This is a genomic window from Tateyamaria omphalii (assembly GCF_001969365.1).
In the GTDB taxonomy this organism is placed as follows: domain Bacteria; phylum Pseudomonadota; class Alphaproteobacteria; order Rhodobacterales; family Rhodobacteraceae; genus Tateyamaria; species Tateyamaria omphalii_A.
On record NZ_CP019312.1, the window covers coordinates 3,668,824 to 3,690,000 of the forward strand.

Genomic DNA, 21,177 nt, shown 5'->3' on the forward strand with positions numbered 1-21,177 from the left:
TACCTCCTTTTTCCAGTCCGACACTCCGCGCAGTGCGGCGCCGCGCACTTTGCCCATCCTCGGCTGGCTGGTCGCACTCATTTGCCTGCTGCCAATGGCGGCCGTTGCGGTGGCCGCTGCGACGGGCGGGACGGAGACGGTGCAGCACCTGATCGGCACGGTTCTGGGACGCTATACCGGCAACACGCTCCTACTGGTGGCGCTTGTGTCCATCGGCACTTTCGCCATCGGCACCGGGGCGGCATGGCTTGTGACCATGACACGCTTCCCCGGCGTGCGCCTGTTCGAGATCGCGCTCGTGCTGCCGCTCGCCTTCCCGGCCTACGTGCTGGCCTATGCCTACACTCACATTCTCGACCACCCCGGCATCGTGCAAACCACCCTGCGCAGCGTCATGGGCTGGGGGCCACGCGACTACTGGTTCCCGGAAATCCGCAGCCTTGGCGGGGCGGCGGCGATGCTGGTGCTGGTGCTCTATCCCTACGTCTACCTGCTCAGCCGCGCGGCCTTCATCCAGCAAAGCGGGTCCACCTTCATGGCCGCACGGGCGCTGGGGTCACGGCCTCTGGCCGCATTCTTCCGGGTCAGCCTGCCGCTCGCACGCCCCGCCATCGCGGCGGGCGTTCTGCTGGCGGTGATGGAAACCATCGCCGATTTCGGCACGGTCGCCTATTTCGGCGTGCAGACCTTTGCCACGGGCATCTACACCAGCTGGTTCTCGATGGGGGACCGGGCGGGCGCCGCGCAACTGGCACTTTGCCTCCTCAGCTTCGCGCTGCTGCTGGCGGTGCTGGAACGGACCCAACGGGGGCAGGCCAAGTACCACGATCCCAGCCGTGGCCAACGCCACCACCCGCCACTGACGCTCACAGGCTGGCCAGCCACAGGCGCAATCGCCTTGTGCAGCGTGCCCGTGCTCTTCGGCGCGCTCTTCCCTATCATCGCGCTGTTGAACATGGGGATCGGGTCGGAACAGGACCTGCTCAGCAGCCGTTACCTGGGCTTCATCCGCAATTCACTGGTGCTGGCGACGACCGCCGCGGGGCTCACGCTCGTGGCGGCGATCACCGTGGGCTACTACCTGCGCAGCCGTCCGGGACGGCCCTCGACCATCGCGGCCTACATCGCGCGGCTGGGATACGCGGTGCCGGGCGGGGTGATCGCCGTGGGACTGCTGGTGCCGTTCGCTGCCTTCGACAACGCCCTTGATGCGTGGATGCGGGCCACGTTCGACATCTCGACGGGGCTGCTGATCACCGGCTCAATCTGGCTTCTGGTCTTTGCCTACATGGTGCGGTTCCTCGCCGCCGCCCTTGGCGCCTACGAAGGCGGGCAGGCGCTGGTTCACGCCAACATGGACGCGGCCAGCCGGTCGCTGGGCAAGGGGCCGTTCGCCACCCTGCGCCGCGTGCACCTGCCGATCCTGACGCCCAGTCTGCTCACGGCGCTGCTGATCGTGTTCGTGGACGTGATGAAGGAACTGCCCGCCACGCTGATCATGCGGCCCTTCAACTATGACACGCTGGCGGTCCAAGCGTACCGGCTGGCGTCGGATGAACGGCTGAACGGCGCGGCGGTCCCCAGCCTCGTGATCGTGGCCGTGGGCCTGCTGCCGGTGATCCTGATCTGCCGCCAAGTGGGGCGCCGCTAAGGCCGCGACCGCGTCCGCCAGCACTCCGTGCCCCGCAACAATCCAGCGCGCCGTTCACTCGGCAGGCAGGTCGTCGCCATCCCGCCGGGGCCGACCGCCACGCCCACCGATAAAGTCCTCCGACACCGTGCCTTTGAAACAGCGCGGGAAGAACGGGTAGGTATCGGTTGCGAAATAGACATACTGCCCGTCAACCATCGCCCCGTTGCATTCATCCAGCGTGCCGGACCCTGCAACAAACTCGTAATCCTGCACATAGGTGCCGTCATGGGCGCCACCGGGACCGGATTCGCGCGCGCCAGGTTTCAGCTGCCAAGACGATTGCACGTCTGCGCCGACATAGTGAATTTCGAACCCGTCCGCCGCATAGCCAAACAGCGTACCGTCAAGCGCGCCTGTCACGGCCGAAGGGATGCCGTGGTAGTGATACATCCCGTCCCCGTCCACATGCGCGTTCTGCGCATCCATGATCAGTCCGCCCATACCTTCGACATTCCAGCCGGACGACGGATCGCGTGACCAGCCGCGCTCATCTGTCGGGTCATAATATTCCGCGGTGCCCGGACGCAGGGGGATGCCGGTCACGGTGATGCCCGAAATACGAACCCTATCGGTGATCGTGTCGGTCAGCTCCGGCGTCGCATCCATGCAAAAATTGTGGTCCTGCGGCTCTACCGTGGCTCCGGGCCGCCATGTGCCGGTGTCGTGGTCCGGCACGCCGTCGGACGTGATGCAGCGCTGATCCCCATCCACGGTGATGGTGACGTGTGCTTGAACCGCACCGCCGGTCAAAGCCGTCAGAACAAGCGTGATGCAGAGTGTCTTCATGGTGCCCTCCATGTGTTTGGCTAAGAGTTCAACGGGGGCAACGGGTGTTTCTGTCGGTTGTCGGTTGAGAGTGGAGGGGCGGCCATTGTCGGTGAGCGGGTGTTGGCCGATGCGGCTATCTTAGATAATCCGCTGCTCCAGTTCCGCAGGATCATCTGTCTCGACGTGCCAGAACGCGGCCGCGCCTTCGGGCATGCGATCCAGCACGCGCGCAAAATCCCTCGCATTGGTGCAGCGCCGGATGGCCCAGGCCGTGGCCTCGATCGCGTTGTCCGGCGTCAGGTTGTGGTTCACCCGGATCGCTTGCGCTTCGGCGATCAGGTCGGAACGCGCGGAAAATGGAACCGGAGGGACGCTTACATCCCAGCCCTGAACAAAGATGGCCCGCAGCACACTGGGCAGCACGGCTGCAAATTCCAGCCCCTGCTGCGCGGTCAAGCGTCGTCGAAACACCTGCAGCACGGCGTCCACAGCGGTATAGGCCATGTTGTCAGAGGTGAGCGACATCCGCTCTTTCACATCATCAAGAAAGGCGTGCCATTCCTTGGACGCGTGCCTGTATGTCCACGGCATCGGCATGGGCGGTGACCACTCCAAACAGGATCAGTACGGACAAGCCTAGCGCCATCAGGGATGGGCTGTCGATATCCCTGGGTGCAGATGGTCCGTTACATTGTCAGTTGCAGAGGGAACCCCTCTTTACGACAGGCAATTTGCCAGTCGCACTGTCGCAACGCCCGACGCATCAAAGGCTGCGGATTGTCCATCGGCCCGCAGCATCGCGCCCGCCATTTCCGATCCGTCCACCGTGATCTGGCGGGTGCTGGTCGTGTCGTCGATATCGACGGTAAAGGCCCAGCTTGCCCCCGGCGTCACGTCGTCCAGAGACACGGACAACAGCGTGTCGCCATCCGTGACGTCAGACGTGCTGGCCGTCCCCGACACCCATTCAAGTGGCTGAAACACCTGAACGCCGGCACCCGCCGATGTCGTGTCAAAGATCAGCCCGGCTGGGGCTGCGCCCAGGTCGATCTGCACGTCCAGCCGGTCCAGCGCACAGGCGCCATCATAGCTGAGGGTGAATCGGTCCTTCGGCGCGCCGTCGCGGAAACTGACCGTCAGATCGGCAAGGGCGAAAGACGGGGCAAGGACGGCAAGGGCAACGAGGATGGGGCGCATGAAGTGGATCTCCGATCAGGTAGATGGCATACGAGCTAGCCTGCGAAATGCGCCAGACAACCGACCGCGCCCCGTCGGGCACGAGGGTGCCTTGGAACCGGTTAATACGCGCTACCGGACCGTGCGGTACGGCAGCGCGTTCTTTTTGGGCGAGTTTCAGACACAGGTAAAGATCCGGTATCGCGCCCGAACCCCTTGTCCCCGCGGGGACAAACCGGCCTCAGTCGTCCTTTGGCGCGATCTTGTCCTGCGTCTGCGTGTCAAAATCCGACGCGTCATGGCGGTTGTGCAGCTGCATCTCCGGCTCTCCGAAGGCCCGGTTCACCATGCGCCCCCGCAACGTCGCGGGCCGCGCGTCGATCTTCTTGGCCCAGGCCAGCACATTGGAATAACTCTCCACATCCAGAAACTCCGCCGCGCCATAGAGCCGCCCTAGGCACAGCTGCCCGTACCAAGGCCAGATCGCCATGTCGGCTATGGTATAATCGTCGCCCGCAATAAACGGCTTCTCCGCAAGTTCGCGGTCCAGCACATCAAGCTGCCGCTTGCTCTCCATCGCGTAACGGTTGATCGGGTATTCGTACTTCTCCGGCGCGTAAGCATAGAAGTGCCCGAACCCGCCGCCCAGGAACGGAGCAGAGCCCATTTGCCACATCAGCCAGTTGAGGGTTTCCGTGCGCGCAGGACCGGAGGCGGGAAGGAACATGCCGAATTTTTCAGCGAGGTGGATCAGGATCGAACCGCTTTCAAAGACGCGCAATTCCGCGTCGCCTGACCGGTCGATGAGCGCGGGGATCTTGGAGTTGGGGTTGGCGCCGACAAAACCCGACCCGAACTGGTCACCCTCTCCGATGTCGATCAGCCAGGCGTCGTACTCGGCGTCTGAAACGCTCGCTTCCAGCAGCTCTTCGAACAGCATCGTGACCTTCACCCCGTTGGGCGTGGCCAGCGAGTAAAGCTGAAACGGATGCTTGCCGACCGGCAGGTCCTTGTCCTGGGTCGGCCCGGCGATCGGGCGGTTGATCGAGGCGAACTTGCCGCCGGACTCTGCGTCCCAGGTCCATTTTGCGGGGGGCGTGTAGGTGGGATCGCTCATGTCGGTGGCCTTTCGGTTCAAGTGTGACGGCAAGGTATTCCCCGCGGGGACACGCGCAAGGGGGCAGGCTGTGCCGTGGCGCACAAGGGTCAGTCAGGCAGCAGCGCATCCAGCATCGGATGGGGAAAGCTGCGCTGGGTGGTGACGGCATAGAACGTGTCGGTGATGCCTGTATCGAAGGGCGCGGTGACAAGCTGGCCGGAGGCGATTTCGTCTGCCAGCACGATGTCAGGTGCAAGGGCAAGGCCCGCCCCTTCGCGCGCGAGCAGGCGAACCATCGCCATGTCATCCACGTCCGCAATGATGCGGGGCTGCAAGCCCAGCCGCGCGGTCAGGCGGTTGAAGCCCGTGCGGATAGCGCTTTCGGTGGGCACGATCACAGGCTCGGAATTCAGAAGTGAAATCAATGTCTTGTGTCGCATTCGGTCTGCGGTACCATGCAGGCTGACGGCGTGGCCGGCAAGGCGGTGGGCAATGAAGTCTGATCCGGCCGCACTGGTCGGCGCGTCTGTGGTCAGCACGACATCAAGCGCCAGCTCGGAAAGTGACCGGAGCAGGGGCGTGTTTTGTCCGGATTTCAGCACAATATCGACCTCCGGGTGATCGAGCACCGGGCGCAGGAACTGCATCTGGAAGTTGCGCGACAGGGTCGACAGCGCGCCGACGCGCAGGGGTGGGGCGTGGGCCGCACTGCGGTTCAGGGTCTCCATCAACTCCTGCCCGGTGCCAAAGATGCGGTCCGCGTGGTCGAGGGCGATGCGTCCGACCTCCGTCAGCTTCAACTGGCGGCCCACGCGGTCAAAGAGGGCATGGCCCAGTCTCGCCTCCAACGCCTTGATCTGCGTGGATAAAGCAGATTGCGACAGGTTCAGCTTTTCCGCGGCGCGGGTCAGGTTGCCCTCATGTGCAACGGCGCGGAAATAGCGGAGGTGGTGGTAGTTCAGGGTGTCCATACATTCAGAATATAGAACGAAATTGCGCAATAGTTATATTTTTTATCTATAAGACACGCCGCTACATCCTCCGTCAGACCAAAGGAGAGGCGAGTCATGGATATTGTTACCGAGATCGTTACGACCATTCTGGCGCAATTGCAGAAGCCGACGCTCGCCTTTCTGATTGGCGGGATGGTGTTGGCCGCGCTGGGCAGCAAGTTCGAGATCCCCGACGCGATCTACAAGTTTATCGTTGCGCTGCTGTTGCTCAAAGTTGGCATCGGCGCGGGGATTTCGGTGCGCGAAGCAAACTTTGTGGAACTGGCGGTGCCGGCCCTTCTCGCGGCGGCGCTTGGCATTTCCATCGTCGTCCTGGGCCGCTTCACACTGTCCAAATGGCGGGGCGTGTCGCAGCTGGATGCGACGGCCACGGTCGGCTTGTTTGGCGCGGTGTCCGCCTCGACCCTCGCGGCGGGCATGGCGGTTCTGGATGACGAAGGCATCGCTTATGAAGGGTTCATCGGCGCGCTGTACCCGTTCATGGATGTGGCGGCGCTGGTGACGGCCATTGTGCTGGCGCGGCTGGCGACCGCGCGCAAGGCGGCGACGGCCAATGTGCAGGGTGGAACCATCACCATGGGCGGCGGCACAGGCGGTCCGGCGGTCGAAAAGGGTCTGATCAGGGGTATTCTTGTCGACACTGCGCGGTCGCCTGCGATTTCCGCCCTGCTTCTGGGTATCGCGCTTGGCCTCTTTGCACGGCCTGAATCGGTCTATGCCAGCTTTTACGAGCCGCTGTTCCGGGGCCTCTTGTCGGTGCTGATGCTGATCATGGGGATTGAGGCGTGGTCGCGGCTGTCGGAGTTGAAGGGCGTGGCGCACGCCTATCTGTTCTACGGAATCACTGCGCCGCTGGTGCATGGGGCGCTGGGATTTGGTGCAGGTCTGATCGCGCATCATCTGACAGGCTTTTCGGCAGGCGGTGTGGTGCTGTTGTCGATCATGGCGGCGTCGAGCTCTGACATCTCTGGTCCGCCCACGATGCGCGCCGCGCTGCCGGAGGCGAACCCGTCCGCCTATGTGGGCACGTCCACGGGGCTGGGCACGCCGGTGGCAATCCTGAGCATCCCGCTGTTCATGGCGCTGGCCGATTGGTTTGTGGGGTTTTGATGGAGCCGAACCATTCCGGTCAGGCCATTGATGTGTCTAACCCGGATGCTTTTCTTGCGGTGTGCCAGTTGTGGCGGCCATAAATCCACGTAAGTTCCAGGACTGAATGTCGGAAACGCGGTGCACCCCATGTCTGAAGACCCCCCCGTTCCCTTAACACTTGAGGGCTATCTGCTTTTCTTTGGTGTTCTGCTTGTTCTGATCGTCGTTTTGTTTTGGTGGCTGCAGAAACATGAGAAGCGCGCGCGGGATAGTTTCTTTGCGCAGTTTGATCCTTCGGAACTAAGGATGAGCCCGCACAAGGTGGGGTTGGTTTTCAAGGTAGTCAGGGCCGACGGGGATATCGTGATAGTGCAACCAGTGTGGGACGGAAAAGCGGCGATACTCAATGGGAAAGAGGCGCGGCTGACTGCAGTTCAGGTGATGCCATTTGATGCCTCGCGATTTTTTGCCTGATCCAGACGGGATTTCTACTCACCGGCACGGAGTCAAGCCGAAGGCGCCGTGCATCGCCAGACCGCCCCGCCGGGCTGGCGATTTGGTTGGTCTGGGTGCATCGCTCGTATCGAAGATGTGTTTGGCTGCCATAAAGTGAATCGAACTTGCCTTGGATCGCCACCCCGCGGTCTGGCAATGCACGCCTCAGGTTTTGCACAACTGTTCAAGCAGCGGAGGCTGACGTAGCACGACTACCGCCTCAACGTAAAAAGCCGCCCCGGTTGGAGCGGCTTTCAAAGCTTTATCGCTGTGAGCCTCAGCCCTGGCGGGCTTTGAACCGGCGCTGCGTCTTGTTGATGACGTACACACGGCCCTTGCGGCGCACGACGCGGCAGTCGCGGTGCCGGTTCTTGAGCGAGCGGAGCGAGTTTCGAACCTTCATGGCGCTTCTTCCTCATGTTTCATGGCGCGAAGCAGCGCCGGGGTTGCGTTTTGGCACTTGGGGTGCCGGTGTATGTGCCCAAGCGGGTTGCCCCGTTTGGCGGAATGAATGGTGGGCGATACAAGGATCGAACTTGTGACCCCTTCGATGTCAACGAAGTGCTCTACCGCTGAGCTAATCGCCCACTCTGACCGTCCCGAATTGCCTGCCCACAAAGAAAGTGGGCGCGGGAATCCGCGCCGGGTGAGGGGCGTATAAAAGGAGTCGAAGAGAGGATCAAGGGCTTTTGGCTTTCCCATTTCTCGGGCTATGTTGGACGCCAGAGGAGGGGCCATGCCCAAGGTCGCATACGAAGTTCTGCACCCGGAGCGTCGCACATCGTGCGTCGTGTTCGCGTCGCCCCATTCGGGCCGCGACTACCCGTGGAGTTTTCTACGCCGGACCGTTCTGGATGAACAGACTGTCCGGTCGTCCGAGGATGCCTTTGTCGATAAGCTCTTTGACATGGCGCCGCAATACGGTGCCCCCTTGTTGAAGGCGGGTGCGCCGCGCGCCTTTGTCGATTTGAACCGCAGTGCGGACGAGTTGGACCCGGCCTTGATCGAAGGCGTGCGGCGGCAGGGGCACAATCCGCGCATCGCCAGCGGTTTGGGTGTGATCCCGCGCGTTGTGGCCAATGGCCGTGTGATCTACCGCGGCAAGCTGCCCATGCGCGAGGCCGAGCGGCGGATTGATCTCTATTGGCGGCCCTATCATGCCGCCCTGCAAAAGCTGCTGGATGGGGCGCATCAGCATCATGGGCTGACTGTTCTGATTGATTGCCATTCGATGCCGCATGAGGCGATGGACGGGATCGCGCAGGGCGCGCGCAAGCGCCCCGACGTGGTGCTGGGCGACCGCTTTGGTGCCGCTGCGGGGGGCGAGATCGTGGATATGGTCGAGGCGGCCTTTGCCGCGGCGGGCTTTACCGTGGCGCGCAATGCGCCCTTTGCCGGGGCCTATGTGACGCAGGCCTATGGCCGTCCGTCCCGCCACCAACACGCGGTGCAGGTGGAAATTGACCGGTCGCTTTATATGAACGAGCGGACGATTACCCGCCATTCGGAATTTGACGCCGTGCGGGACCGGTTGCGTGCGGTTGTGTCCGAGGTGTCGACCATCGGGCAAAGCCGGATGCCGCTCGCGGCGGAGTGATCTTCAGCGCAGGGCGCGCCCTTTGACAATTGCATCTTGGCCAAACCGGTCGCGGATGGCGTCGGCGGCGCGTTCCGCTTCGCCCCGTTTGCGCGCCCCCGGATCCAGCAGATCGCCCGAGGCCTGCACGCTGCCCGCATCCACAAGGTCCGAGATGCCGCACCCGAGCAGCCGGTACGGTCCTTCGTTCCCCACCTGATCGAACAGCCCACGCGCGGTGCGGTAGATCGTGTCGGCCAGTTGCGCAGGATCACGCAGCGACACGCGGCGGGTGAGCGAGGAGTGGTCGTGCCGTTTCAGTTTCAGCGTCACGACCCGGCCTGCGATCCCCTTGGCCTTGGCCCGGCTCGCCACCTTGTCCGCCATGCGCCAGAGGTGCCCGTCGAGGATGTCTGGGTCGTTCGTATCCTCGCCAAAGGTAGTTTCGTTGCTGATCGACTTCATTGGCGCGTTGCGGGTGACGCGCCGTGCGTCCTTGCCCCGCGCGAGGTTCCACAGCCGGTCGCCCATGGACCCAAAGCGGGCCACGAGGTCCGTCTGCTCCCACCGCAGGAGGTCGGCAAAGCTGCGGATACCGGCCTTTTCCAGCGAGGCCTGGGCGGCAGGGCCGATACCCCAGATCAGCCGCACGGGCTTGTCGCGCAGAAAATCAGTCGTCTCTGCCGCGCCGATGATGGAAAACCCGTGCGGCTTTTCCAGGTCGGAGGCGACCTTGGCCAGGAACTTGTTGTGCGACAGACCAATGGAGCCGGTCAGGCCCAGCTCGTCCCGCATCCGTTTGACCAGCCGTGCCAGCATCACGGCGGGCGGCGCGCCGTGCAGGCGGGCCGTGCCGGTGAGATCCAGAAACGCCTCGTCCAGGGACAGAGGTTCGATGGCGGGCGTCATCTCTTCCATCATGTCGCGGATGGCGCGCGAGGCTTCGACATACGCCTCCATCCGCGGTTTGATCACGACCGCGTCGGGGCACAGTTTCAGGGCCTGGAACATCGGCATGGCAGACCGCACACCGCGGATACGCGCGACGTAGCAGGCTGTCGAGACCACGCCGCGCCGCCCGCCGCCGATGATGACCGGCTTGCCCTCAAGGCTGGGATCGTCGCGTTTCTCTACTGACGCATAGAATGCGTCGCAGTCCATGTGCGCGATGGACAGATCGTGGAGCTCGGGGTGGCTGACCACCCGCGGCGCACCACAGGACGGACAGCGGGAACCCGCTGCAAAACTTGTCAGGCAATCACGGCATAGGCTGGGCATGGGGCGGCTTTGTGGCTAGTGATGCCAGCGTAGCAAATCGGCGCGGGGTTGAACATGGCCAGTCGGATCACTGGGGCGAAACTGGCCTTGTTCGTCGGGGACAAGCTGGCCACGCTGTTGCGGGATGACATTCCAAGTATCTCGTGGCCTAACTACTGGGACCTGCCCGGCGGCCAATGGGAAGAGGGCGAGACCCCGCTGCAATGCGCCCTGCGCGAGACCCGCGAAGAACTGAACCTGTCGGTTGATCCCGCGCTGGTGCGCTGGGGTCGCGATTACGGCGCGACCAGCGGAAACATCACCTGGTTCTTTGCCGCCCACATGCCCGAAGAAACCGCGCAGGACATCACCCTTGGGGACGAAGGACAGGCGTGGGGCCTGATGGATGTGCAGACCTTTCTGGACCACGACATGGTTGTCCCGCTGTTCAAGCCGCGCCTGCGCGATTACCTGGCCGGTGTGACGTCTGCGGAGTTTGAGAGGCCCTGACATAAAGCCCCCCGCGCGAAGCGGGGGGAGGTGACGAACCACAGGAAGAGCTGGTCCGTCGGGGAGTATCACCTAACGTAAACTACCACTTTTACGGGAGTTTACGAGTAGGGATTTCCTGACCTGTCCAATATACGGTGGTCCGTTGCCGAAATGGCACAAACCCTTGATCCCAAACAGCGTCAATTCAGGCATACGGGTGTGAAAAGACGCGCGTTGTCAGTGGTTTGGAGAATGTGCCTGCGGACTGTGCATTTCTGCCAAAATCGCCTCTGCCGCAACTTTTGGGTGTGGAGATGTCCAGATGGGACGCCCCACAACGATGTGGTCTACTCCGCTGGCGATGGCATTTGCGGGGGTTGCGACTCGCTTCTGATCGCCCAGATCGGCACCTGCGGGGCGCACGCCGGGGGTCACGATCAGCCGGTCCTTCGCCTCGGGCAGCGCCCGGATCGTGGCCGCCTCGTGCGGAGAGGCGATGACGCCATCGGCCCCGGCCTCAAACGCGCGCGCGGCCCGTTCGCTGACCAGATCGCCAATGTCGCCAGGCTTGATCAGGCTGTCGTCCAGGTCCTGCCGGTCAAGCGAGGTCAGGATCGTGACTGCCAGGATTTTCATGTCGCTGCCTGCCGCCCCCTCCTTGGCGGCGCGGACGACATGGGGGTCGCCGTGCACGGTTAGAAAGTCGAGGTCGAATTGCGCAAGACCGCGCACCGCCGATTCAACCGTTGCGCCGATGTCGAAAAGTTTCATGTCGAGGAAGATGCGTTTGCCGTGTTCCTGCTTCAGCTCATTGGCCAGGGCAAGGCCGCCGCCGGTCAACATGCCCAGCCCGATCTTGTAGAAACTGACGCTGTCGCCCAGCCGGTCGGCCAGGTCCAGCCCGGCCACCGCATTGGGTACGTCCATTGCCACGATCAACCTGTCATCTGCCATCTTCATTCCCCCACGCTTGGCCTGCGGTCGGTGTAGGGTAGGTGCGGCGTGAAAAAAAGCCCGGATGCGATCTGCATCCGGGCAAGTGTCAGAGACTTAGCAGGCAGGCACCTGTCTCTGTTGTGGTATCGTTGCGGTGCATGGCGCGGGGGACAGAAGAAGCGCAATGCGGATCCGGCAACGAACCGAGGGAACTTAGGCCGCGCGCGGGCGCAGCGTTGCGAATTTGTCGATGGTCATGCGCCGCAGTCCGGCCAGGCGGTTGGGACGGCGCGGTGTCATTGCTGCAGGCAGGTGCGCATTGCGGGATCGGCCGTGGGTATGCCGCCGCATCGCCTGCGTGGCGAGCCCTTCGGCCGCATCCTCGAACGCCATGGTGATGGGTGCGTTGATGGCGCAGGCATAGCTGCGCGAATCTCTGTCGTCGTGAACGGTCACGAGGGCTTCGAAAGACTGCGTGGCGGCGTTGTAGATCACATCGCTCAGTTGCAACGGAACAGTCTGCATTTTGGTCACCTACATGTTGTGGTTCTGCTCGTACAACTTGCAAGATGGGTGGCCGGTTCCCGGATTTCAGGGGGAAAATCTGTCACGTCGATTCACGGAACCGTGCGTGTGTGACTGGTGCGCCTGTCTGGATTTTTCGCAAGATTCTGAAATCGTTAACTTTTTGGCAACGGTCGCGTATGGAAAATAGGCTTGGGCGTAAGCCGTTGAATCAGCAAGATTTTGCTGAAATTTGTGAGCAGCCCGTATGGTTGTGAAGGAAAACCGTGAGTTTGGGGGCGTTTTGGCGCCGTGACATGTGGCGTGAAAATTTGGCGCAGAATTCGACCTGTGACACTTGTGCAACGCATGCGCCTTCCCCATTTCTGATGCGTAGGCCCGAAGGCCCGTGTGCCTCTGAGAGGGCGCGGCTCGAACCGGGCGCTAAAAAAGGAGAAATGACCCATGGACTTGTCGAAGTTCACGGAGCGGTCGCGCGGCTTTGTCCAAGCGGCCCAGACGATTGCAGCCCGCGAAAGCCACCAGCGGCTGGCCCCCGAACATGTGTTGAAAGCGTTGATGGATGATGAGCAGGGCCTCGCCGCCAACCTGATCACGCGTGCTGGCGGTGATCCGGGCCGGGTGCTGACCCATGTGGACCAGACGTTGGCCAAGATGCCCCAGGTGACGGGCGATGCGGCCCAGGTCTATCTGGACAACGCGACGGCCAAGGTGCTGGCCGAGGCCGAGGCGCTGGCCAAGAAGGCGGGCGACAGTTTCGTGCCGGTGGAGCGTGTGCTGATGGCGCTTGGCATGGTCAAATCGGGCGCCAAGGATGCGCTTGAGGCGGGCAAGGTGAACCCGCAGGCGCTGAATTCTGCCATCAATGATATTCGCAAGGGCCGCACCGCCGACAGTGCCAGCGCCGAGGAAGGCTATGACGCGCTGAAGAAATACGCGATGGACCTGACAGAGCGTGCCGAGGCGGGCAAGATCGACCCCATCATCGGGCGTGACGAGGAAATCCGCCGCGCCATGCAGGTGCTGAGCCGCCGGACCAAGAACAATCCGGTTCTGATTGGTGAACCTGGTGTCGGTAAGACCGCGATTGCCGAGGGGCTTGCTCTGCGCATCGTCAACGGTGACGTGCCCGAGAGCTTGCGCAACAAGCGGCTGTTGGCCTTGGACATGGGCGCACTGATCGCGGGTGCAAAGTACCGCGGTGAGTTCGAGGAACGGCTCAAGGCCGTACTGACCGAGGTGACTGAGGCGGCCGGAGAGATCGTGCTGTTCATCGACGAAATGCACACGCTTGTGGGTGCGGGCAAGACGGATGGTGCGATGGATGCTGCCAACCTGATCAAACCGGCGCTTGCGCGCGGTGAGTTGCACTGTGTTGGGGCCACGACCCTCGATGAGTACCGCAAGTATGTCGAGAAGGACGCCGCTCTGGCCCGTCGTTTCCAGCCGGTGATGATTGCCGAGCCGACGGTGGAGGATACGATCAGCATCCTGCGCGGGATCAAGGAGAAGTATGAACTGCACCACGGTGTGCGCGTTTCGGATTCTGCGCTCGTGACCGCTGCAACGCTGTCGCATCGCTACATCACGGACCGCTTCTTGCCCGACAAGGCGATTGATTTGGTGGATGAGGCCGCCAGCCGTTTGCGGATGGAGGTGGATTCCAAGCCCGAGGAATTGGATGCCTTGGACCGCCAGATCCTGCAAATGCAGATCGAGGTAGAGGCGCTGCGGCTTGAGGACGATCAGGCGTCGAAGGATCGGCTTGAGACCCTTGAAAAGGACCTTGCCGACCTGCAGGAGCGCAGTGCCGAGATGACGGCGCAGTGGCAGGGTGAAAGGGACAAGCTCGCCTCGGCTCGTGACATCAAGGAGCAGTTGGACCACGCCCGCGCCGCGTTGGATATCGCCAAGCGTGAGGGCAACCTCGCGAAAGCGGGAGAGCTGTCCTACGGCGTGATCCCCGATCTCGAGCGCAAGCTGTCCGATGCCGAAGGCGGCGAGACGGACGCGATGGTGGCCGAGGCCGTGCGCCCCGAGCAGATCGCGAGCGTGGTAGAGCGTTGGACCGGTATTCCGACCTCGAAGATGCTGGAAGGCGAACGTGAAAAGCTGCTCCGCATGGAAGACCAGCTGCACAATCGTGTCATCGGTCAGGACAGCGCCGTGCGGGCCGTTGCCAACGCAGTACGGCGCGCGCGCGCTGGGCTGAATGATGAGAACCGTCCGCTTGGGTCGTTCCTGTTTCTCGGGCCGACAGGCGTGGGCAAGACCGAGCTGACCAAGGCGGTTGCCGAGTTCCTGTTTGATGACGATAGCGCGATGGTTCGGATCGACATGTCGGAATTCATGGAAAAGCACGCGGTTGCGCGGCTGATCGGGGCGCCTCCGGGCTATGTGGGATATGATGAGGGCGGCGTGCTGACCGAGGCTGTGCGGCGGCGCCCCTATCAGGTCGTTCTTTTTGATGAGGTCGAGAAGGCGCACCCGGATGTCTTCAATGTGCTCCTTCAGGTTCTGGATGATGGCGTGCTGACGGATGGGCAGGGGCGGACCGTGGATTTCAAGCAGACGCTGATCATTCTCACCTCGAACCTTGGCGCTCAGGCGCTCAGCCAGCTGCCGGATGGGGCGGATGCGTTCCAGGCGCGGCGGGATGTGATGGATGCGGTGCGGGCGCATTTCCGGCCGGAATTCCTGAACCGGCTGGATGAGACGATCATCTTTGACCGGCTGGCGCGCGAGGATATGGACGGGATCGTGACCATCCAGATGGCCCGGCTTCTCAAGCGGTTGGCGGCCCGGAAAATCGAGCTGTCGCTGGATGAGGCGGCCAAGACCTGGCTGGCGGATGAGGGATATGACCCGGTTTTCGGGGCGCGGCCCTTGAAACGGGTGATCCAATCGGCGCTTCAGAATCCGCTGGCAGAGATGCTGCTGGCCGGGGATATCAAGGATGGGGAGACGGTCGAAGTGACGGTCGGATCCGAGGGGCTTTTGATCGGGGACCGGGTTTCGGGGACCAATCGGCCCCGGCCCGAGGATGCGGTCGTGCACTGATTTTGATGGGCCCCGGATGGGGCCGTGGACCTGGGTGTCCCACGCTGGGACACCCCACGCCCCCTTAGACTTCAATGGGTTACAGATGGGGATTTAGGATTTGTTAGGGTTTTGCTTCCCTATCAAAACTGTCGGGAGCATGCGCACTTGCAGTTGCCCCAAGTCAATAGACCGACACATTGATATTCTCCGTCAGAATAGATCGGAAAACGCGCCGCTGACAGACTTGTATGCTTTCCGCTCTTGTTTGACAAATGCTATAAAAATTTTTGCCTCTTCCACAATAAAAGCATGCATGCGCGATTGCTTAAAGGCATCAACCAAACCGGCTTCGTCGTCCGGCGGTATTTGATTGTCCGCGAGGGATTCGCTTGAAGAAATCCGAATTCGATTCGCTTCAACCAAAACAAATATTCTATCAAACAATTTCTCGAACTTTTTGAGCGCGAGGCGCTCAAACTTCATGTCATCTTTTGTAGAGGAATCGTGCCTCGCCCAACCTTGATTGGATGCAACAGACCTTATAGCGTAGTAGAAATCAGCCATCTCCCCGCTATGCCGCAGCGTTATTTGCGCGCGTTTCTGTTTGCGCTTGCTTACAACTTCGCTGAATACCTTATCCAAGTGTATAGTGAATACAGAGCCAGTTCTCGCGGAAAAGCTTTCATAGATTTTGGCATCAGTCTTTCTGTCAATTAAGGATTTAAATTTCTGTGTATTGGGAATTACATACTTTTCGCGAAATAAATCTGGGTTTATATCGGCGACCATAGGCAAAACACTATCGCTGACGCGTGCCGCGAACTTGGAAAAAATTTCTTCTATGTTTCTGCTCGCTACTCGTGCAATACAGTATGCCGCAAAATACTCCTGAAATGAACGGTGAGTAAATGTATATGTAAGACCCTCTAGTTTGAGTAAACATACACTTATCGTAAGGTCATCAAGAAAATGTTCGCTGCTTACTTGGTGTGCTTCAATGGTCTGCGCTTGATTGATGGCATCCAGTAACTCACTGCGCGTGAATTCAATTTGCTCATCGTAGTAAGTTTTTAGACAGAAGTACGCGGTGAGACGCAGAAAGTCGAACTTGTCAAGGTCGCAATGAAATATGCGCTTATATCCCTTCGTGAGGTCGTGCCGGTGATAGAGCGCCTCGAATGCTTGCTCATAAAACTGAAACATTCTCTTCGGGATGTCAGGATTGTAAGAAAAGCTAACAAGCATCATGTATGCGAGTAACGGGTTTGACAGGAAGTCCTGGTGCGCCGAAAAAAGAGACTCAAATCTTTGAAGGAATTTTGATTTCAGATCAGCATCGTAGTCTGCTCTTTCGATCAACAGCTTTGATCGCTCTTCATCCAGCGCTTCAACTTTGGCGACAGAAAAATCGTCCCAACCCATAAACCGCTCGTCGGGCCGACTTGTCAACACAATACAAAGCTTTGGATTGCTGTTTTTTAACTGAAGTATAAGATCTTGAAATCTCTGTCGTCGGTCGAAGTTGATCTCATCAAAGCCGTCAAGAAACAGAATAAACTCACCATTTCTAAGAGCCCTGTTGAATTCATCTTGTCTTATTTGTGATCCTGACTTTGTGATTGAGTGATATATGAAATCCTCAATATTATTATGTGTAAAGTTGTTGAGGTGTCTCAACTCAAGAAAAAATGGAATCAATCCATCTGGCTTTTCAAAATATGATAGCCACAAATACCTCATGAACATAGATTTTCCGCCACCGCCGGCACCCAAAATCACGGTTGATACACCAGATCGTATCTTTTCAATTAAACTATACTGATCATAACTCCGACCATTCATGTTGAAAGATTGGTCTACGTATATCGATAACGTTTCGGATGATACGTCAGAGTTCAAAATTGTTTTTACTTTCGTACACTTATTGAATGTTGCCTCTAGATGATCAGAGAAGTCTCTCTTCAGTGTTTCGCCGGTGCTCTGAATCTGACGATGCGGCCGCTTTACATAGTCGGTCGTAAGGTTTGTTAAAAGACCCGAGAAACCCTGTATTGCAATTTGTCCCAATATACTATCGGCAACCATCATGACCCTCGCTAAGCTTTTTTTGTCGGCACTTTGCAGCGAAAGTATCCCATCAACATTGACCGGTAAACGCACAATCACTCTTTTTTGCCGAGCGCCTCCGAGTTACGTGGATCGGTTCGAGGTCTGTATTGCTGGTTTGATGGGTCTGGTTCGCAGTGACTTTTACGGATGAATGCCTACACAGCTTCTTTGCAATAGCTGCCGAAGCTGTGTTTGAATTTAGAAGTGAACCCTCGCGGCGGGGCTAGCCCTCTGTCCCGAAGAGCCGCTCTATGGTTTCCATCACGTCGTCCATGAGGCCCGGAACCCTGGCCTCTGGTCCCGAAAACCGCAGGATCCAGCCGGAGCGGGTGACTTCGCGGCGGATTTGCAGGCCGCGGGCGAACTTGATCGACCGGCGGGGGGCCGTGGGCGTGCCGGGGGCGGTGTCGCCGTGTTGGGGGTTGAGCGCTTCGGTGATGACCGGTTCGAGTGCTGCCCATTGGCCCGCCAGCGTGTCGCTGCCCGAGGTGCGGAGGGTGTCGGAGAGGAGGTCTTCCCACCCGGCGCGCAAGGCCGAGGCCAGCCGTTCGATGCGCGCGGTGGAGAGCCTTTCGGGGGTGGCGAGGGCGCCGTCGAAGACCTGTACCACCAGGACGATGCTGCGCAGCCGCGCCTTTTTCTGACGCGAGAGCGGGCCGAACAGGGTGGCGATGGCGGCCTCTTCGCCCTCGAACAGGTCGGAGCGGATGCAATCGAGGATCAGCCGTCCTTTCTCCCACGGGCTGATCTGGGACCGGATTTCGTTTTCGGTGACCATCGCGGCCATCGCGTCGGGGATGTCGCGGGGGCTGCGGAGGAAGGCGGGGATCGTCTCGTGTTTCAGCGCGCGGGCTGCGGCCAGGCGGCGGAAGCCGGAGATCAGCCCGTAGCGGTGCCCGTCCTGTGGTTGGCTGAGTTGCCAGACCTCGATCGGTTGGCGCAGGCCGTTGAGGAGGATGGAGTGTTCCAGCTCCGCCTGCGCTTCGGCGTCCTGCGTGTCGCGGTCGCGGGGCAGGGCGTTTGCGTAGATTTCGCTGAGTGGGATGGTCTGGAGGGGGTCGGTCATGGGGGCCTCATCTGCGGGTTGGCGTGCAGTATGGGGCCGGGGGGCGCGGTGTTGCGCAAAGCGAAGGGGCCCCGAACGGTGGGGCCCCTTGCTGTGGTCGGTTTAGCTGTTGCCTTCGGGCAGGATCACCTGGTCGATCACGTGGATCACGCCGTTCGAGGTTTCGATGTCGGCGGAGACGACGGTTGCCTGTTCGACCATGACGCCGTTGTCGAGGTCGATGGTGACGGCCTCACCCTGGACGGTGGTTGCTTCCATGTCGTCGGACAGGTCGGTCGACATCACTTTGCCCGGCACAACGTGGTAGGTCAGGATCGCCACGAGCTGGTCCTTGTTCTCGGGCAGCAGCAGGGTTTCGACCGTGCCTTCGGGCAGGGCGGCGAAGGCCTCATCCGTGGGTGCGAAGACGGTGAACGGGCCGTCGCCTTTCAGCGTGTCGACGAGGTCGGCGGCCTGCACGGCGGCGACCAGCGTTTCGAACGTGCCTGCGTCAACGGCGGTGTCGACGATGTCTTTTTTCATCGAACCTGCGATGGCTGCGGTGGCGAAGGCTGCGGTGGCGACTGTGGCCAGAAGTGTCTTACGGAACATAGGTGTGTCTCCATTAAGGTTGCGATAACCGTCAGGCGGCATCGTGAAGCTAACGCGCGTGGGGGCTGCTTGGATCACGTGGAAATTTTTCCCACGGTGTCTTGAAATGGGGCGCGGGTTGCCTAAGCTGGGGCGGTTTGCGATTTCCACTCACGGTTTTGTTAAGTTTGGCAAAAAGCTGCCTGTCCTTGCGTCCGCCTGCGCGCCTTTGCAGAGTGGCCGCGACGTGCATGGGAGGGTGGCCGGTTGAGTTTTGCGATGTCCGTGCTTGAGGTGATGGTCCTTGGGTTTTTCTTTGTCATTGGCCTTGGCGTGGCCGTGGCGCTGGTGATGTTTGTCATCGACCGGGTGCAGACCCATGATGCCATTCGCCGGAACTATCCCGTCATCGGGCGGTTTCGGCATTTGTTTTCGCAGCTGGGCGAGTTCTTTCGTCAGTACTTCTTTGCCATGGACCGGGAGGAGCTGCCGTTCAACCGCGCACAGCGGGAGTGGATCAAGCGGTCGGGCGAGGGGGTCAGCAACACGGTGGCGTTCGGGTCCACGCGGAACCTGAGTGTCGTGGGGACGCCGATTTTTGTGAATGCGGCCTTTCCCCCACTGGCCGATCAGTTTGCCCGCACCGCGCCGATGGTGATTGGCGAGGGCGCGCGGGTGCCGTTTACGGCGCGGTCGTTCTTTAACATCTCGGGGATGAGTTATGGGGCGATTTCGAAGCCTGCGGTCCGGGCGTTGAGCCGGGGCGCGAAGGAGGCGGGTGTTTGGATGAACACCGGTGAAGGGGGCCTGAGCCCCTATCATCTGGAGGGCGGCTGCGACATTGTCTTTCAGATCGGGACGGCCAAGTTCGGGGTGCGCGACGAGGAGGGCAACCTGAGCGACGACAAGCTGCGCGAGGTGGCGACGCACAAGCAGGTGCGGATGTTCGAGATCAAGCTGGCGCAGGGGGCGAAGCCGGGCAAGGGCGGCATCCTGCCCGGCGAGAAGGTGACGGAGGAGATTGCCAAGATCCGTGGGCTGCGGGTCGGTCAGGACGGCATATCGCCCAACCGCCATGCGGAGGTGGATGATTGGGGCGACCTGCTGGATCTGATCTGCCACATTCGTGGCGTGACCGGCAAACCGGTGGGCATCAAGACCGTGGTGGGCGCGGAGGCCCCGATTGCGGACCTGTTTGCCACGATCAACGCGCGCGGTGCGGAATGCGCGCCGGACTTTATTACTGTCGACGGGGGCGAGGGCGGCACGGGTGCCGCGCCCATGCCGCTGATCGACCTGGTGGGCATGTCCATCCGCGAGGCGCTGGTGTCGGTCGTGGACCTGCGGGATCAGGCGGGGTTGAAGGATCGTATTCGCGTTGTCGCCTCCGGCAAGCTGGTGAACCCCGGCGATGTGGCCTGGGCGCTGGCGGCGGGGGCGGATTTTGTCACCACCGCGCGCGGCTTCATGTTCAGCCTGGGCTGTATTCAGGCGCTCAAGTGCAACAAGAACACGTGCCCAACGGGCATCACCACACATGACAAGCGGTTCCAGAAGGGCCTTGTCGTGGCGGACAAGGAAAAGCGTGTCACCCGCTATGCCAGCGAGATCATCCACGAGGTCGAGACCATTGCCCATTCGGTCGGCGTGGCCGAGCCGCGGATGATGCGCCGCCGTCATGTGCGCATCGTGCAGGATGATGGTCGGTCGCGGCCGCTGAATGAAATCACCCCGAGTTACAGCCCGGTGACAAGGCCGTGAGCGGGGTTCAATTTGGAACCCATTCGGAACCATCTATGTGACAAGGTGCTTGGAACCGCAGGAGACACATGAATGGCCCATCGTTGGAAGAACACCCTGACGCGCGCAGACGCGACGCCGCTGGCGGCGTATATGAACCGTCGGCAGATCATGGCAGGGGCGATGGGCCTGGGCCTGATGGGCGCGGCGGGCATGGCGCGGGCGCAAGAGGCCGAGGAGCTGGTGCCGAGCGCCTGGGAAGACATCACACAATATAACAATTTCTATGAGTTCGGGACGGGCAAGGGTGATCCGGCACGCAATGCGCATACCCTGACGACAGAGCCGTGGACCGTTGTCATCGACGGGTTGGTCGACAACCCCGGCGACTATTCCATGGAACAGATCATGGACGCCATGACGTTCGAGGAACGCATCTATCGTTTCCGCTGTGTCGAGGCGTGGTCGATGGTGATCCCGTGGAACGGATTTGAACTGGCGGACCTGCTGACCTTGGCCGGCGTGCAG

At 60.9% G+C, this 21,177-nt stretch carries 20 protein-coding genes and 1 tRNA gene (1 of these 21 only partly in view); 8 read left to right on the plus strand and 13 right to left on the minus strand.

What is annotated here, in order from left to right:
* The first annotated feature begins 49 nt into the window (after window positions 1-49).
* On the plus strand, window positions 50-1,651 hold the full coding sequence (locus tag BWR18_RS18385; protein WP_254684990.1) for an ABC transporter permease: 1,602 nt from the start codon (window positions 50-52) through the stop codon (window positions 1,649-1,651).
* A gap of 54 nt (window positions 1,652-1,705) precedes the next feature.
* On the opposite strand, the gene BWR18_RS18390 is transcribed toward BWR18_RS18385, so the two are convergent.
* The 5 genes from BWR18_RS18390 to BWR18_RS18410 all read right to left on the minus strand — a co-directional run bounded on the left by BWR18_RS18390 (window position 1,706) and on the right by BWR18_RS18410 (window position 5,707).
* The gene (locus BWR18_RS18390) at window positions 1,706-2,479 is read right to left on the minus strand and encodes a YHYH protein (RefSeq protein ID WP_254684897.1); all 774 of its coding nucleotides are present in this window, start codon (window positions 2,477-2,479) and stop codon (window positions 1,706-1,708) included.
* A gap of 120 nt (window positions 2,480-2,599) precedes the next feature.
* Entirely contained in the window at window positions 2,600-3,052 is a 453-nt protein-coding gene (locus BWR18_RS18395) for a DUF2267 domain-containing protein (RefSeq protein WP_368073626.1), read from the minus strand.
* 126 nt (window positions 3,053-3,178) lie between these two features.
* The gene (locus BWR18_RS18400; protein ID WP_076629862.1) at window positions 3,179-3,658 is read right to left on the minus strand and encodes a hypothetical protein; all 480 of its coding nucleotides are present in this window, start codon (window positions 3,656-3,658) and stop codon (window positions 3,179-3,181) included.
* Window positions 3,659-3,878: 220 nt separating this feature from the next.
* On the minus strand, window positions 3,879-4,754 hold the full coding sequence (gene yghU / locus BWR18_RS18405) for a glutathione-dependent disulfide-bond oxidoreductase (protein ID WP_076629863.1): 876 nt from the start codon (window positions 4,752-4,754) through the stop codon (window positions 3,879-3,881).
* Between the two features lie 89 nt (window positions 4,755-4,843).
* A complete protein-coding gene (locus BWR18_RS18410) occupies window positions 4,844-5,707 on the minus strand; it encodes a LysR family transcriptional regulator (protein WP_076629864.1) in 864 nt (287 codons plus the stop codon).
* 96 nt (window positions 5,708-5,803) lie between these two features.
* On the opposite strand from BWR18_RS18410, the gene BWR18_RS18415 reads away from it, so the two are divergent.
* Together BWR18_RS18415 and BWR18_RS18420 are read left to right on the plus strand one after the other, a co-directional pair.
* The gene (locus BWR18_RS18415) at window positions 5,804-6,859 is read left to right on the plus strand and encodes a sodium-dependent bicarbonate transport family permease (protein ID WP_076629865.1); all 1,056 of its coding nucleotides are present in this window, start codon (window positions 5,804-5,806) and stop codon (window positions 6,857-6,859) included.
* Window positions 6,860-6,988: 129 nt separating this feature from the next.
* Window positions 6,989-7,315 (plus strand): hypothetical protein, encoded by a 327-nt coding sequence (locus tag BWR18_RS18420; protein ID WP_076629866.1) that lies wholly within the window; start codon window positions 6,989-6,991, stop codon window positions 7,313-7,315.
* 298 nt (window positions 7,316-7,613) lie between these two features.
* Here the strand turns inward: BWR18_RS18420 and ykgO are convergent, their stop codons facing one another.
* Window positions 7,614-7,739 carry a type B 50S ribosomal protein L36 gene (ykgO, locus tag BWR18_RS18425; protein ID WP_005850168.1) on the minus strand — a complete coding sequence of 42 codons (126 nt, stop codon included), beginning with the start codon at window positions 7,737-7,739 and terminating at the stop codon, window positions 7,614-7,616.
* A gap of 109 nt (window positions 7,740-7,848) precedes the next feature.
* Window positions 7,849-7,923 (minus strand) — tRNA-Val (locus BWR18_RS18430).
* 149 nt (window positions 7,924-8,072) lie between these two features.
* Here BWR18_RS18430 and BWR18_RS18435 point away from each other — a divergent pair.
* On the plus strand, window positions 8,073-8,933 hold the full coding sequence (locus BWR18_RS18435) for an N-formylglutamate amidohydrolase (RefSeq protein ID WP_076629867.1): 861 nt from the start codon (window positions 8,073-8,075) through the stop codon (window positions 8,931-8,933).
* 3 nt (window positions 8,934-8,936) lie between these two features.
* On the opposite strand, the gene BWR18_RS18440 is transcribed toward BWR18_RS18435, so the two are convergent.
* Window positions 8,937-10,190 (minus strand): DNA polymerase IV, encoded by a 1,254-nt coding sequence (locus BWR18_RS18440; protein WP_076629868.1) that lies wholly within the window; start codon window positions 10,188-10,190, stop codon window positions 8,937-8,939.
* 54 nt (window positions 10,191-10,244) lie between these two features.
* Between BWR18_RS18440 and BWR18_RS18445 the strand changes: the two genes are divergently transcribed.
* Window positions 10,245-10,679, plus strand: a complete 435-nt coding sequence (locus tag BWR18_RS18445; RefSeq protein WP_076629869.1) for an NUDIX domain-containing protein — start codon at window positions 10,245-10,247, stop codon at window positions 10,677-10,679.
* 219 nt (window positions 10,680-10,898) lie between these two features.
* On the opposite strand, the gene pyrF is transcribed toward BWR18_RS18445, so the two are convergent.
* Both pyrF and BWR18_RS21970 read right to left on the minus strand, forming a co-directional pair.
* Complete coding sequence (pyrF, locus tag BWR18_RS18450) at window positions 10,899-11,615, minus strand: orotidine-5'-phosphate decarboxylase (protein WP_076629870.1); 717 nt, start codon at window positions 11,613-11,615, stop codon at window positions 10,899-10,901.
* A 195-nt stretch (window positions 11,616-11,810) separates the two neighbouring features.
* Window positions 11,811-12,122: a hypothetical protein gene (locus tag BWR18_RS21970; protein WP_076629871.1), complete on the minus strand. Its 312-nt coding sequence runs from the start codon at window positions 12,120-12,122 to the stop codon at window positions 11,811-11,813.
* Window positions 12,123-12,566: 444 nt separating this feature from the next.
* On the opposite strand from BWR18_RS21970, the gene clpB reads away from it, so the two are divergent.
* Window positions 12,567-15,182, plus strand: a complete 2,616-nt coding sequence (clpB, locus tag BWR18_RS18460; protein ID WP_076629872.1) for an ATP-dependent chaperone ClpB — start codon at window positions 12,567-12,569, stop codon at window positions 15,180-15,182.
* 192 nt (window positions 15,183-15,374) lie between these two features.
* Here clpB and BWR18_RS18465 read toward each other — a convergent pair whose 3' ends face one another.
* The 3 genes from BWR18_RS18465 to BWR18_RS18475 form a co-directional block, all read right to left on the minus strand.
* The gene (locus BWR18_RS18465; protein WP_172839403.1) at window positions 15,375-17,324 is read right to left on the minus strand and encodes an NACHT domain-containing protein; all 1,950 of its coding nucleotides are present in this window, start codon (window positions 17,322-17,324) and stop codon (window positions 15,375-15,377) included.
* A gap of 172 nt (window positions 17,325-17,496) precedes the next feature.
* Window positions 17,497-18,339, minus strand: coding sequence for a ParB/RepB/Spo0J family partition protein (locus BWR18_RS18470; RefSeq protein ID WP_076629874.1), 843 nt, complete (start codon window positions 18,337-18,339; stop codon window positions 17,497-17,499).
* Window positions 18,340-18,441: 102 nt separating this feature from the next.
* Window positions 18,442-18,930, minus strand: a complete 489-nt coding sequence (locus BWR18_RS18475; protein WP_076629875.1) for a fasciclin domain-containing protein — start codon at window positions 18,928-18,930, stop codon at window positions 18,442-18,444.
* A 246-nt stretch (window positions 18,931-19,176) separates the two neighbouring features.
* Between BWR18_RS18475 and BWR18_RS18480 the strand changes: the two genes are divergently transcribed.
* Complete coding sequence (locus BWR18_RS18480) at window positions 19,177-20,670, plus strand: FMN-binding glutamate synthase family protein (RefSeq protein ID WP_076629876.1); 1,494 nt, start codon at window positions 19,177-19,179, stop codon at window positions 20,668-20,670.
* 72 nt (window positions 20,671-20,742) lie between these two features.
* A protein-coding gene (gene msrP, locus BWR18_RS18485; protein ID WP_076629877.1) for a protein-methionine-sulfoxide reductase catalytic subunit MsrP crosses the window boundary here: on the plus strand, window positions 20,743-21,177 show its 5' end (the start). 474 nt of this gene lie beyond the right edge of the window; only the first 435 of its 909 coding nucleotides appear in the window; its start codon is at window positions 20,743-20,745; its stop codon lies off the right edge, out of view.

What these genes read in the sequence shown, in the direction of transcription:
- BWR18_RS18390 (WP_254684897.1), bottom strand. Translation starts at nt 2,479, where the DNA reads ATGAAGACACTCTGCATCACGCTTGTTCTGACGGCTTTGACCGGCGGT.
- BWR18_RS18395 (WP_368073626.1), bottom strand. Translation starts at nt 3,052, where the DNA reads ATGCCGTGGACATACAGGCACGCGTCCAAGGAATGGCACGCCTTTCTT.
- BWR18_RS18400 (WP_076629862.1), bottom strand. Translation starts at nt 3,658, where the DNA reads ATGCGCCCCATCCTCGTTGCCCTTGCCGTCCTTGCCCCGTCTTTCGCC.
- yghU (WP_076629863.1), bottom strand. Translation starts at nt 4,754, where the DNA reads ATGAGCGATCCCACCTACACGCCCCCCGCAAAATGGACCTGGGACGCA.
- BWR18_RS18410 (WP_076629864.1), bottom strand. Translation starts at nt 5,707, where the DNA reads ATGGACACCCTGAACTACCACCACCTCCGCTATTTCCGCGCCGTTGCA.
- BWR18_RS18415 (WP_076629865.1), top strand. Translation starts at nt 5,804, where the DNA reads ATGGATATTGTTACCGAGATCGTTACGACCATTCTGGCGCAATTGCAG.
- BWR18_RS18420 (WP_076629866.1), top strand. Translation starts at nt 6,989, where the DNA reads ATGTCTGAAGACCCCCCCGTTCCCTTAACACTTGAGGGCTATCTGCTT.
- ykgO (WP_005850168.1), bottom strand. Translation starts at nt 7,739, where the DNA reads ATGAAGGTTCGAAACTCGCTCCGCTCGCTCAAGAACCGGCACCGCGAC.
- BWR18_RS18435 (WP_076629867.1), top strand. Translation starts at nt 8,073, where the DNA reads ATGCCCAAGGTCGCATACGAAGTTCTGCACCCGGAGCGTCGCACATCG.
- BWR18_RS18440 (WP_076629868.1), bottom strand. Translation starts at nt 10,190, where the DNA reads ATGCCCAGCCTATGCCGTGATTGCCTGACAAGTTTTGCAGCGGGTTCC.
- BWR18_RS18445 (WP_076629869.1), top strand. Translation starts at nt 10,245, where the DNA reads ATGGCCAGTCGGATCACTGGGGCGAAACTGGCCTTGTTCGTCGGGGAC.
- pyrF (WP_076629870.1), bottom strand. Translation starts at nt 11,615, where the DNA reads ATGGCAGATGACAGGTTGATCGTGGCAATGGACGTACCCAATGCGGTG.
- BWR18_RS21970 (WP_076629871.1), bottom strand. Translation starts at nt 12,122, where the DNA reads ATGCAGACTGTTCCGTTGCAACTGAGCGATGTGATCTACAACGCCGCC.
- clpB (WP_076629872.1), top strand. Translation starts at nt 12,567, where the DNA reads ATGGACTTGTCGAAGTTCACGGAGCGGTCGCGCGGCTTTGTCCAAGCG.
- BWR18_RS18470 (WP_076629874.1), bottom strand. Translation starts at nt 18,339, where the DNA reads ATGACCGACCCCCTCCAGACCATCCCACTCAGCGAAATCTACGCAAAC.
- BWR18_RS18475 (WP_076629875.1), bottom strand. Translation starts at nt 18,930, where the DNA reads ATGTTCCGTAAGACACTTCTGGCCACAGTCGCCACCGCAGCCTTCGCC.